Source organism: Pseudoalteromonas sp. SaAl2 (assembly GCF_052947895.1).
The window spans coordinates 294,497-306,543 of sequence record NZ_CM129605.1; the positions used below are offsets into that span (position 1 = coordinate 294,497).

General features: G+C 40.5%; 15 protein-coding genes, 1 tRNA gene and 2 pseudogenes. 16 read left to right on the forward strand and 2 right to left on the reverse strand.

Annotated elements, in window-relative coordinates; all coding sequences use genetic code 11:
- Positions 1–8: 8 nt before the first annotated feature.
- The 12 genes and pseudogenes from rpsR to alr all read left to right on the forward strand — a co-directional run bounded on the left by rpsR (position 9) and on the right by alr (position 9,408).
- Positions 9–236, forward strand: a complete 228-nt coding sequence (gene rpsR / locus ACU8V8_RS01385) for a 30S ribosomal protein S18 (RefSeq protein ID WP_002962753.1) — start codon at positions 9–11, stop codon at positions 234–236.
- Positions 237–271: 35 nt separating this feature from the next.
- Positions 272–724 (forward strand): 50S ribosomal protein L9, encoded by a 453-nt coding sequence (rplI, locus tag ACU8V8_RS01390; protein ID WP_087531154.1) that lies wholly within the window; start codon positions 272–274, stop codon positions 722–724.
- Between the two features lie 286 nt (positions 725–1,010).
- The gene (locus tag ACU8V8_RS01395; RefSeq protein ID WP_446888588.1) at positions 1,011–1,445 is read left to right on the forward strand and encodes a type IV pilin protein; all 435 of its coding nucleotides are present in this window, start codon (positions 1,011–1,013) and stop codon (positions 1,443–1,445) included.
- Positions 1,446–1,447: 2 nt separating this feature from the next.
- Positions 1,448–1,897: a GspH/FimT family pseudopilin gene (locus ACU8V8_RS01400; protein WP_421960981.1), complete on the forward strand. Its 450-nt coding sequence runs from the start codon at positions 1,448–1,450 to the stop codon at positions 1,895–1,897.
- Positions 1,894–2,298, forward strand: a complete 405-nt coding sequence (locus ACU8V8_RS01405; RefSeq protein WP_446888589.1) for a type IV pilus modification PilV family protein — start codon at positions 1,894–1,896, stop codon at positions 2,296–2,298. The genes ACU8V8_RS01400 and ACU8V8_RS01405 overlap by 4 nt, the downstream gene beginning before the upstream one ends.
- 1 nt (position 2,299) lies before the next feature.
- Positions 2,300–2,821: a prepilin-type N-terminal cleavage/methylation domain-containing protein gene (locus ACU8V8_RS01410; protein ID WP_446888590.1), complete on the forward strand. Its 522-nt coding sequence runs from the start codon at positions 2,300–2,302 to the stop codon at positions 2,819–2,821.
- Positions 2,822–4,642 (forward strand): pilus assembly PilX family protein, encoded by a 1,821-nt coding sequence (locus ACU8V8_RS01415; RefSeq protein WP_446888591.1) that lies wholly within the window; start codon positions 2,822–2,824, stop codon positions 4,640–4,642.
- 196 nt (positions 4,643–4,838) lie between these two features.
- Entirely contained in the window at positions 4,839–5,390 is a 552-nt protein-coding gene (locus ACU8V8_RS01420) for an RNA polymerase sigma factor (RefSeq protein WP_446888592.1), read from the forward strand.
- Positions 5,377–5,862, forward strand: a complete 486-nt coding sequence (locus ACU8V8_RS01425) for a hypothetical protein (protein WP_446888593.1) — start codon at positions 5,377–5,379, stop codon at positions 5,860–5,862. Before ACU8V8_RS01420 ends, ACU8V8_RS01425 begins: the two co-directional genes overlap by 14 nt.
- A gap of 9 nt (positions 5,863–5,871) precedes the next feature.
- On the forward strand, positions 5,872–6,816 hold the full coding sequence (locus tag ACU8V8_RS01430) for a DUF4097 family beta strand repeat-containing protein (RefSeq protein WP_446888594.1): 945 nt from the start codon (positions 5,872–5,874) through the stop codon (positions 6,814–6,816).
- 132 nt (positions 6,817–6,948) lie between these two features.
- Positions 6,949–8,329 (forward strand): annotated as a pseudogene (gene dnaB / locus ACU8V8_RS01435) (replicative DNA helicase).
- Positions 8,329–9,408 carry an alanine racemase gene (gene alr, locus ACU8V8_RS01440; protein WP_446888595.1) on the forward strand — a complete coding sequence of 360 codons (1,080 nt, stop codon included), beginning with the start codon at positions 8,329–8,331 and terminating at the stop codon, positions 9,406–9,408. The pseudogene dnaB and the gene alr overlap by 1 nt, the downstream one beginning before the upstream one ends.
- 2 nt (positions 9,409–9,410) lie before the next feature.
- On the opposite strand, the gene ACU8V8_RS01445 is transcribed toward alr, so the two are convergent.
- A complete protein-coding gene (locus tag ACU8V8_RS01445; protein WP_446888596.1) occupies positions 9,411–9,650 on the reverse strand; it encodes a DUF2960 domain-containing protein in 240 nt (79 codons plus the stop codon).
- Between the two features lie 133 nt (positions 9,651–9,783).
- Between ACU8V8_RS01445 and ACU8V8_RS01450 the strand changes: the two genes are divergently transcribed.
- The 3 genes and pseudogenes from ACU8V8_RS01450 (at position 9,784) to ACU8V8_RS01460 (ending at position 11,483) form a co-directional block, all read left to right on the forward strand.
- Positions 9,784–10,035: a hypothetical protein gene (locus ACU8V8_RS01450; protein WP_058560330.1), complete on the forward strand. Its 252-nt coding sequence runs from the start codon at positions 9,784–9,786 to the stop codon at positions 10,033–10,035.
- A 25-nt stretch (positions 10,036–10,060) separates the two neighbouring features.
- Positions 10,061–10,683, forward strand: a pseudogene (pnuC, locus tag ACU8V8_RS01455) (nicotinamide riboside transporter PnuC).
- A gap of 14 nt (positions 10,684–10,697) precedes the next feature.
- A complete protein-coding gene (locus tag ACU8V8_RS01460) occupies positions 10,698–11,483 on the forward strand; it encodes a phosphotransferase (protein WP_446888597.1) in 786 nt (261 codons plus the stop codon).
- Between the two features lie 29 nt (positions 11,484–11,512).
- On the opposite strand, the gene ACU8V8_RS01465 is transcribed toward ACU8V8_RS01460, so the two are convergent.
- Positions 11,513–11,695, reverse strand: a complete 183-nt coding sequence (locus ACU8V8_RS01465) for a helix-turn-helix domain-containing protein (RefSeq protein ID WP_446888598.1) — start codon at positions 11,693–11,695, stop codon at positions 11,513–11,515.
- A 252-nt stretch (positions 11,696–11,947) separates the two neighbouring features.
- Here ACU8V8_RS01465 and ACU8V8_RS01470 point away from each other — a divergent pair.
- Positions 11,948–12,022, forward strand: a tRNA-Arg gene (locus ACU8V8_RS01470).
- Positions 12,023–12,047: the final 25 nt, after the last annotated feature.

Genomic DNA, 12,047 nt, shown 5'->3' on the forward strand with positions numbered 1-12,047 from the left:
TTTATCTCATGGCACGTTATTTCAGACGTCGTAAGTTCTGCCGCTTTAAAGCGGAAGGCGTACAACAAATCGATTATAAAGATCTAGCTACTCTTAGAAACTATGTTACAGAAAGTGGCAAAATCGTACCTAGCCGTATCACAGGTACAAGCGCTAAATACCAGCGCCAGCTAGCAACTGCTATCAAGCGTGCTCGCTACTTAGCCCTTCTTCCATACACTGACTTACATAAGTAAGCAGCGGATTAACAGTTTTTAAAAGGTGTAGAAACATGCAAGTTATTCTACTAGATAAGATCGCTAACCTAGGTGGCCTAGGTGACCAGGTTGTTGTTAAATCTGGCTTCGCACGTAACTTCCTTTTCCCGCAAGGTAAGGCAGTTCCTGCAACTAAAGCTAACATTGAAACTTTTGACGCACGTCGTGCAGAGCTTGAAGCGAAAATCGCTGAACAGCTTGTTGCTGCACAAGCACGCGCTGATAAACTTGAAGCATTAGCTGAAGTTACACTAGTTTCTAAAGCTGGTGACGAAGGTAAATTATTCGGTTCAATCGGTACTCGTGACATCGCCGACGCTATCTCAGCTGTTGGTGTTGAAGTTGCTAAATCAGAAGTTCGTTTACCTCTAGGTACTATCCGTGAGACAGGCGAATTTGACGTTGCAATCGCAGTACACTCAGACGTAACGGCTACTATCAAAGTAATCGTGATCGCTGAAGCTTAATTTTTAAATTAAGCAAAAAAAGCCGTGCTGAAAAGTACGGCTTTTTTATTTATTATATCACTCGCATCTTGATTGGGTGATTGCTTAAATTTAACCGCAATACATTAAAGTTCCTTTTTTAGATAACGTCTCTACCTTGTTTGATCTAAATCCAAAAAAATAAAAATCAATAGTTTATACTTAGAATAATGTAACTACATTGTTATAAGATTACAAGATCTTGACATTGACAGCGTTGTCACTGTATATTGTTTGTGCACTGGGCATAGTGTTAAGGATGTAGAAATTGAAAGATCTGACAGTAAATAATGTAAAGCTTACAGGTTTCACATTAGTTGAATTATTAATTGTTGTGGCAATTTTAGGTATTTTATACAGTGTTGCTATGCCTTCTTATACTGAGCATATGCAACGTAGTCGTCGTGCCGATATTCAGCAGGTGATGCTACAGCATGGAGCTGTATTGGAACGTATTTATTCGCGTAATGGTGGCTATCCCAATACTTTTAATACTGCGGCGAATACTGAATTTTATACTTTTACCTATGTCGCATTTGATCGTGCTGCAGGTGGTGCTGCCAATGCAAATTTTAAAAGTCGGGCATTCACATTAACAGCAACACCAAAGGGGGGGACAGCTCAAGCGGGAGATCGCTGTGGAGCATTAGTCATAAAGCATGATGGCACACAGGCTGCTGACGCCAATGGTTGCTGGGAGTAATAATGGCTAAAACAACAGGGTTTACCTTAGTAGAGTTGATGATTGTGGTTGGGATCGTTGCGATTATGGCGGTATTAGCGTTTCCGTCTTTTAGTCAACAAATCATGCAAGATCGTGTCGTGACTACGGCTAATCAGTTGAATAGCGTATATAAATACGCTCGTAGTGAGGCGGTAAAACGCGATCGTGATATTAAGTTAGTGGTCAGTGGCGCTAAGTGGCAAGTAAAAGCCCCTGTAGATGGTGTTGAAACCGTTTTAAAAGAATTTGTAATTCAACATCAAGGTATCTCGGTAGGTTTAGTTGATCGTACTGTGTGGGCTAGTGGTGAAATATCAGCAGCGAGCGAAATTTTAATTCAAGATGATAATCATAAAACGGTCGATTACTATTTGTGCATTTTAAAAAGCGGTCAAAATTGGCTGGCAGAGAAAACTGCGGCATGTGCATGATGGCGAAACAAAATGGTTTTTCATTGTTAGAAGTAATGCTTTCAGTGGTGATTGCAGGTATCGCTTTACTTGGTCTTGCAGCAGCGCAATTAAAGTCGTTGCAATATGCGACCAACAGTTTTAACTACACAGTATCACTAGTGCAAGGACAAAACACGTTAGAGCGCATTTGGCCGCGATTATGTGAACTCCAAGTCACTAACCCAGACCTTTTTAATGACGTTGGGTTTCGTGCTTCACTTGGACCTCAAACAAGTGATTATCAACTGACTTTGCCTGCTGTATATGCGGATGACATGCAACTAAGCGTCGCTTGGTCAGATGAACGAATGACGGACTCAGCGGAGAACCAAATTTCTTTAAATGCCAGTTTTCCTGCACTACCAGCAGGATGTATTTAAAGTGACAGGTCTAAGTAATCGAGGTTATACCTTAGTTGAGTTAATGGTTGCATTAGCTGCGGGAGCATTTTTATTAGCCGGGGTAAGCCTGTCTTACTCTGCAATAAAAGGCACGATTATGGTGAGCAAAGAGCTGGAAAATGCACAAGAAGTAATACGGTATACCAGCAAAGTATTTACTCGTAGTATCAAGCAAACACCCGAATTACCGGTGGTTTCAGCAGATGGTTTGAGTATCACTATTAAACAACCTACAGGTGTTATCACTTGTATTGGAGAGGTGTCTGCTGCGGCTGTTGATGAGATTTACAGTTTGCAGGGAGAAAATTTGATGTGCAAACTCGGAGCCGCAGATGCTGAGCGACTTTTAACAGGAGTTAAAGCGTTAACATTTTCAATTAATAATAATTTGGTCAGCATTAATGTTGGCCCTGAAAACTTACCAGCGCAGTTTGGTAATACAATTAAAATTGATGTCGCTGTATCTAATGTGATTTTAAATAATGCCTTTGGGGGAGTGTAAATGAATAATAAACAACATGGTTTTACACTTATAACCGTACTTATACTGACTAGCATGGCAAGTATTGTGGTACTAAATTCATTACGTGAAAATATTGTTCAAGAACGCATGAGCGGTAATTTTCAAAAGAAAATGAATAGCCGATTACTGGCAGAAAAAGGTGTGTTTGAAGAAGCTAAACTGTTACAACAAGCTTTATTGAATGATAAAACATTAGATATCGATGGCTTAATTGCCGCTACTGGTAATGCCTCCGGCACTGGATTGATCGGCACTGATGCAACCTACAACGCAAGTCTTAGTAAAAATGCCGCAGGTGAACCAGAGATAGCTAGCCTTGGTGAGCGTTATAATGGTGATGCACAAAGCAATTTAGTCGCGCGGTTTGGCTTCTCACCTGGGAAAGCGGGCTCTCCTTTTGAAAATGCAATCGTGGGTTGTGAAGGGGTATCGCTTAGTGCTAGTGGCCGTATTGATAGCTACGATTCGAGCTTAGGTGAGTATGAAGCTGATAAAGCAGAAGCCGCAGCTGTAATTGGCACCGTTTATAAAGACAAAGACGTGACGTTATCTGGCGCTTCGACTATTTGGGGGAGCGTTCATGCAACGGGGAGTATTATTTTCAGTGGCTCATCCCCCATCACAGGATCATTACGCGCGAATAATAATATCACTATAGACTCTAATTTCACTGTGTCTACAGATCCACTTTTACCTGAAGGGTTTCCTTTAGATACAGCTGTGGGCGGCGATGTATTATCGGCAGGTGACGTAATATGGAAGCAAGGGAAAATACTGGGGGTTGTTCGCGCTAATAACGATTTAATTTTTCCAAATAATAGTGCAAGCACAATCCTCGTAAATAAAAATAATGAACCACTTGATGTTATGTATGGTAATACATTAAAAGCGCCAGCGGGCTTAGCTGAACACTTAAAGCAAGATGGTATTGCATATTCTGATGCTAAGTTTAAGCAATCGCCAGGTGTTGAATTGGTACCTTATCAAGACCCTGATAACTTTGAAGCCAGTAAAGTGCAGTGTGATCCTATTGATATTGAAAGCGCTGTAAATGATCTAACCGACCCAACAGCCGAAGATATTGTTGTTAACCACAGCACCACAACCTTAGTTGTTGGTAAACCCGAAACTCGAGTGATTTATGAGTTAGCACCTGAAATTGGCCAATCTAAAATAGCGAATCCTGGGAGCTACACTTGGGAAAGTTGGTTAGGTGAGCCACCGGCAACGCTGAATTATCAACTGGCTACAATTAACGAGCAAGTTGACCAAAAAGTACTTAAATCAGGAAACTTCACTTTAAATAACGGCAACTTAAAGGTGACAGGTGGTGATGTTACTTTAATTGTTAGTGGTGATTTTATTATGACAGGTGACTCCTTCATTGATATCGCCGTAGATAGTAGTTTAACTCTTTATATTTCAGGTACAGTTTCAATGAGTGCTGATGATGGAGCAATTACTATGAAGCACGGTTTGACTGAGTCTGGAAAGCCTGTGTTTAGTATCTACTCGGGGTTTACTGGGTCTGATGGGATAGATATTAGTGCTAATTCAGATTTATATGCAGCAATTTATGCGCCTAAAACAGATGTTAACGTAGTCGCTAATGGTGGGTTTAGTGGGTCGATTCGTGGTAAAACAGTTACAGCTTCTGGGGATGGAGGGATTCATCACGACATGAGCTTAGCAAATGTGAGCGGAGGGGGGGCTACAGCAGATGCAAAGCTAGTTTTTCTAGGTTGGTCGTATAAAGCTCCTGACAAAAGCATCGAAGAACCGGTTGAATCAAAAATTTAAATAAATTCCGTAAAATGGCTAACTTTTAAGTTAGCCGTATTTTTTAAAACTAAAAAATTTCATTCCATTTAAACCTTTTCACCACCTGCGCACGTCTAACTATTCAAGAAACATAAAAACTCTGAAAATCGTATTTCCATAGTACTTGGGTATACACTTAGTTCAGAATAAAAATCATAAAGGGACAACATCTGCGATGTTGATAAATGCAAAGCATGCTTTTAGTGAACACACAGAGTCTGTGTTAATCGAAAAAGTAAAAAGTGGCGATCAACAAGCCTATGCGACTTTATATGCAATGCATGTAAAGCGAGTTTATGGTTTGTGCTTACGCTTATTAGCGGATCGTGAACACGCCGAAGATGCAACTCAGGAAGTGTTTGTACAACTGTGGCATAAAATAGCGAGCTTTGAAGGGCAGTCGCAGTTTTCTACTTGGTTGCATAGTGTTACTAGTAATATTGCGATTAGTTATTTGCGTAAGCATAAGAACTGGTTACAAAAAGTCGTGAGCTTCGAGCAAAGTGGCATGGACGAACAAAGTGCCGATGACTGCCAAGGACTCAATGGTTTGGATAAGTTAGTTTTACGGTTGCCAGAGCGAGCGCGTATGGTATTTGTTCTTCATGCTATCGAGGGTTATCGCCATGAAGAAATTGCATCCATGTTAGATATGGCAGTAGGGTCAAGTAAATCACAATATCATCGTGCCCGTCAGTTATTAAAAGAGTGGTATGAAAATGAATAAGCCAGATTTTGAACAATTTCTAACTCAGTCATTAAATGAAATAGAGCCTGAACTTGCGCCAGAAAAAGACTTGTGGCCAGGCATTGAAAGAGCAATAGCAAAGCCAAAGAATGAGACAAAAGCTAAAAATAGTGGTTGGAATAAATTGGCAGCCATTGCGGCCTGTACCGTAGCAGCGCTTTTGACTGCGCAGTTATTTATAAAAACACCGCAAACTAACAGTGTTGTGGCAATGAGTGATTTTTTTGCAAAGCAAAAACAAAGTTTACTGGTGCAATACGAAGGTAGCCCAGCGGTTACAGATAATTGGCAGCAACAATTGAATGAACTTGAAGAAGCTGAAAGCGCAATAAAACAAGCGCTTGAGAATGAACCTAATAACTCAGCACTGTTAAGTATGTTAGCGCAAGTTTATCAACAGCAATTAGATTTAATTAATAAGGTGCATGCACCTAAGTGGCAAACAATTTAGGAGTAGAAAATGAAAGCATTAATTTTTGCAGTAGGGTTGTTGCCACTGGTGGCAACCGCAGGACAAAAAATCGATGAACAAATTAACGTACCAGCTAGTAAACGTATTTTTATTGATAATCAGCGTGGGGACGTGCGTGTTGAAGGTTGGGATAAAGCTGAGCTTAAAATCAGTGGTGAACTTGATGATAAAGCTAAAGGTTACCGCCTTGAAGTTGAAGACGATCGCATAGAGTTTATTGTAAAAATGCCACGCAGTGGAAATTTGGGTTGGAATAGTGGTGATGGCTCCGATCTGGTTATTTTCATGCCCAGCAGTAGCGAATTAGAGTTATCAGGTGTGAATGTAAATGTCATCGCGAGCAAACTAAGTAATGGAACGGAGATTGATGTAGTCAATGGTGATATTACTCTATCTGCTATTGAAGGGGATATAAGCGTTGAAACGGTTAATGGTGATGTGAATGCAATAAACCTAAATGGTGATATTCGCTATGAAACTGTGAACGGTGAAATTAACGATAAAGATTCACAAGGTACATTACGTTTTACTGCTGTAAATGGTGATATTAAATCAACGTCGAAAGCACAAAATGTACGATTAGAAAATGTTAATGGAGATATTGACTTTACCCTTGATACTATTCAAAAGTTACGCATCAACACGGTTAATGGCGAGGCTGAAGTACGAATTAATCGTCTACTTGATAAAGCAGGTGTTCGCTTTGAGTCAGTCAGTGGGGATGCAGAGTTTTATTTTCCTGCGGATGTATCTGCAGAGTTTGAAATAGAAGCCCATGCTAATGGTAAAATTATCAACAAATTAAGTTCAGATAAAGTGAACAAGGCGAAGTATGGCCCGGCCAGCGAGCTTGAATTCAGTATAAATGGTGGCAATGCAGATATAGAAATGGATACCATAAGTGGGCGCATTGAACTGAAAAAGCAAAAGTAGCTGTTGTTAACCTCATAATCTAAGTTATCAACTTGAAACGATGCTAAGCAAGAAAAGAAATCTTGCTTAGCTATTTTCACAACCTCAGCAAGTCGATAGAATAGGCCTATTCACTGTTAGTATTGCGAAGTTATGGCTAAACCAGATAAACAAGTCGACACCCTTAAAGTTCCTCCCCATTCCATTGAAGCAGAGCAATCTGTTTTAGGTGGCTTAATGCTTGATAATCAAGCATTTGACCGTGTTGCCGAATTAGTCGTTTCGCAAGACTTTTATACCCGTACCCATAAGCTTATTTTTGAAGCCATGGTTGAGCTTGCAGAAATAGGTGATCCTATTGATTTGATCACGATTTCTGAGAGTTTAGAGAAAAAGAACTCATTGAGTAATATTGGTGGTTTTGCTTATTTAGCTGAAATCGCGAAAAATACCCCAAGTGCCGCAAATATCGATGCCTATGCCAATATCGTACGCGAACGTGCTGTTGTTCGTGAAATGATTGGTGTGGCTAATGAAATTGCAGAGGCGGGATTTAACCCAGAAGGGCGAACAAGCCATGACTTGCTCGATTTTGCAGAAAGCAAAGTATTTAAAATTGCCGAGCAACGTACTAAAAGTACCGAAGGTCCGCAAAGCATTCATAACATACTTGAAAAAACCGTTGATAAAATCGAAGAGCTTTATCAATCACCACAAGATGGTGTAACAGGCGTGAGTACCGGGTATGCCGATCTAGATAAAATGACCGCCGGTATGCAGCCGTCAGATTTAATTATCGTGGCAGCACGTCCATCGATGGGTAAAACAACGTTTGCGATGAACTTAGCTGAACACGCCGCGATGACGCAAGATAAGCCGGTGCTTATTTACTCACTAGAGATGCCTTCAGAACAAATTATGATGAGGATGCTGGCATCCCTTGGTCGTATTAACCAAACCAAAGTACGTACAGGCCAACTTGATGATGAAGATTGGGCTCGCTTATCGTCAACCATGGGGTTGTTGATGGAAAAAGGCAAAATGTATGTCGATGATGCATCAGGCTTAACGCCAACCGATGTACGCTCAAGAGCACGTCGTATTGCCCGCGATCATGGCGGCATTAGTATGATCATGGTCGATTACTTACAGTTGATGCGAGTACCTAGTTTATCGGATAACCGTACTTTAGAGATTGCTGAAATCTCTCGCTCACTAAAAGCCCTAGCTAAAGAGTTGCAATGCCCTGTAATCGCGTTATCACAGCTTAACCGTACCCTAGAGCAACGTGCTGATAAACGTCCAATCAACTCTGATTTACGTGAATCAGGCTCTATCGAGCAGGATGCCGATTTGATCATGTTTATATACCGTGATGAAGTTTATAACGAAGATAGTACAGAAAAAAGGCATCGCTGAGATTATTATCGGTAAGCAACGTAACGGCCCAATCGGTAAAGTTCGGTTAACTTTCCAAGGGCAATTTTCGCGTTTTGATAATTACGCGGGCCCAGCCGTTGATGATGAATACTAATGCGTTTAGCTGTCGCCCAAATTAACTTAACTAACCTTGCGCATAACCTTGCGCAAGTGAAGCATTTTGCACCTAACAGTAAAGTGATGGCAGTATTAAAAGCCAATGCTTATGGCCATGGCTTAGTTAAAATAGCACAGCATTTAAATGATGCAGATGCTTTTGCCGTAGCAAGAATTGACGAAGCATTAGCACTGCGCGCTGGTGGCCTTACAAAGCCCATTGTGTTGTTAGAAGGGGTGTTTCATCCTGATGATTTACCCATTTTATTAGCCAATAATTTCCAAACAATAATTCACGACGAAAATCAGCTTATCGCACTTGAACAAGCAAAACTTGATGCGCCAATTAGTTGCTGGTTAAAAATAAATACCGGCATGCATAGACTAGGAATTGCGCCAGAGCAATTAGATGATTTTTATCAGCGTTTGAGTGCCACCTCCAATGCCAAGAGTAGCATTAATTTAATGACTCACTTTTCATGTGCCGATGATATTAGTGACAGCAAAACGGCTAAACAAATTGCTTTGTTTGATACGTTAGTTGCAGACAAGCAACAAGCGCATTGTTTAGCAAATTCAGCAGGTATAATCGCCTGGCCTAATGGTCATGGTGACTGGGTGCGCCCAGGTTTGATGATGTATGGTGTATCACCAATGTTAGGCGCAATAGGCAGTGAGCATGCGTTAAAACCTGTGATGCGTTTAACTACTCGCGTTATTGCTATTCGTGATGTGGATGCACAGCAATGTGTAGGTTATGGCGGACGCTGGCAAAGTGAAAAGCCAACTAAGCTTGCAGTGGTTGCGATGGGCTATGGCGATGGTTACCCTCGTCATGCAAAGCATGGCACACCTGTTGTAATTGGCGATAAGCGCTATGGCATTGCCGGTAATGTATCTATGGATATGATAAGTGTGGACATAGGCAACAATAGCGACAATATCAAAGTAGGTGACGAGGTAGTAATGTGGGGGCCAGAATTACCTGTTGAAGAGATAGCGCAATGTGCAACGACTATCCCTTATGAGTTACTGTGTAATATTACCCCGCGAGTGAGCTACGAGTACCTCGATTAAGGCTACTCTTTAATAAAGTAGATATCAGCAAAACCCATTCGAGCAAACTCTTGATCGCGAAAGTTACGCACCGCCGCAGAACCCTTAGACGTCATTTCAATTTGGCGTACCATAGTTAAATAGTTGGTTAAATCGATGCCTTCAGCCGCGGCGATTGCTTGATACATATCTTGGTACTTATCTTTAGCAAAATTAATTTCACGAGGTTGGTTTTTAAAGGTGTAGGTAATGCGTCGTGCCATGGGATGCTCAAAAGGAAAACTAAATTAAACTGATTTTACACCTTCTTTGTCATCCTCTCTACCTTTGAATGACTTGTAAGCAACGCCGAGTTACAATAGCGGCACTATTTTTTAGTAATGGAAACAATTAACAATGAAATTATCTGTAGAGATCAGTAAATACCCACTGCACCAAGACTACATTCCATTTATTAAAGGGTTTATTGACCGTTTAAATACGTACGATGATTTAAAAGTCATCACTAATACGTTATCAACTCAAATATTTGGTGACTATGATCTCGTTATGTCGGTACTGAATACCGAAATAAAGCGTTCATATGAAGAATTTGGTAAAGCGATTTTTGTTTGTAAGTTTCTATCTGGCGATCTTTCTCCTGAATAACCATTAATACCTTAGTGAGCCAATAATGGATTTTATAAATCAAACTCTGGCAGGCTTTACTGCAATGTCGCATTGGGAATATATCGCGGTGGCGTTGTCTATGGCCTACCTGTTACTAGCTATCAAGGAAAACCTTTGGTGTTGGCCCGCGGCATTTTTTAGTACATTAATTTATACCATTATGTATTGGAACGGTGCTTTATTAATGGAGTCGCTACTGCACTTTTATTATATGTACATGGCCGTTTATGGTTGGTTAGTGTGGCGTAAGGGGGAGCAAATAAACATGAGTTGGCAATAACCTCATGGCGCCTAAATCAGCACCTAGTTATTATTGCTGTTACTTCACTTGTCGCCCTTATCCTTGGGTATATCATGACAACCTACACTCATGCAGACTTTGCCTATCTAGATAGCTTTACGACTTGTTTTGCTGTAGTGACTACCTACTTAGTAGCTAAAAAAGTGCTTGAGAATTGGTTATATTGGATAGTCATTGATGCTGCATCAATGTATTTATATTACGAAAAGGGCTATTACCCAACGCTAGCCTTGTTTGTGTTCTACACCATTATGGCAGCTTGGGGCTTTAAAACCTGGTACGAAGAGTACGAACAGGACCAAGCTAAGCCATTAGCACAGTTATAAGACTAGCTATGACTATGAATAAAATAAGCGCTATATTTAGCGCTTTTGACCCTCAGCTTAATATTCTAAGCAGTGAACGTTTACACAGTGGATTAAGTAATGACAATTTTTTAGTGCGCACCAGCCGCAGCGCCTACTTACTAAAATGTTATCGCGATCACTGGCCACAGGTTGGGTTAGATGCACAAGCTAGATTTGCAGCACTTCAAATTTGCCCCGCGCCAATTTGGGCTGATAAAGCTAACAAGCTCGCTATTTTTGAATATATAGAGGGTGATATAGCACAAGGGAGTTACACCGCTGAGCTGATACACAGCTTGGTAAGTTTACATCAGCATACTGTGTCAACAGAGCCTATGGATATAAAGTACGAGCTTGATTATTACCGTAACACCTTACTCTACCAAGGCTATCAACAAACCGTTGAGGCATCGCTTGAGTATATTTACAGTCAGCCGAGAGACAATGGGTTTTGTCACAATGACTTGGTTAAAGAGAATATTATCACTAACTCATCGGGTATGTATTTAATCGACTTTGAGTACGCTAAAAGCAATGATGTTTACTTTGACTTAGCTGCACTAGTGGTTAGTTTTGAGTTAAACCTTCAGCAAAAAATGGCGTTACTTAACACTTATCAGCGCTGTTTGCCCAAAGGGCAGTCGTTTAACTTCTCAATAGAAAAACTGAAGCACTACCAAGTGGTGTTTTTAGTGTTGTGTATATGTTGGTACCACGAGCGTGGAGTGAATGAAAAAGTTGAGATATTGGATAAGCAGCTGGAGTATTTACTTAAATAACCCAGCAAGTCAAATAGTAAAGAGTTTAGCTATAAACCACCAAATCGTGCAGCTAGCTCTTTATACTTAGCTACTTCATCAGCATCAAACTGTGGTTCACCATTGGCATCTTCTCCTTTAGCAATAAGTAAACTCTCTCTTGCTAGGCGTTTAACACGCTCCACTTTAACTCCTAAAAACTCTGCCACTTGTTCGGTTGACATTAAACTCATAGATTTACTTCCCCGTGCTTAGCCATTTTATAAAAGAAGGCTTTATAACCTGAGATATGTTACAAAATGGTTATTATTTTTTGTTCAGTATTATTTAATAGCTGTTTTTTGCGTTATTGTGAAGTAAATTATTATTTTTAGTGTAATAAATAGCCATATAAGCAACAGATGCTAGCATTTCGGTGAAGATGTCTTTATTATTGCCCGTGCTAAAGCATCGATATCGCGAGTCGGTGTGGCGGCAACAAATGTGCTCTCGTGGTGAAATGGATATCACGTGGCTCTCCGGAAGCTAAGTTGCAGGTTCGATTCCTGCCGAGAGCGCCATTTGCTTTTCTCATATATCATCCAA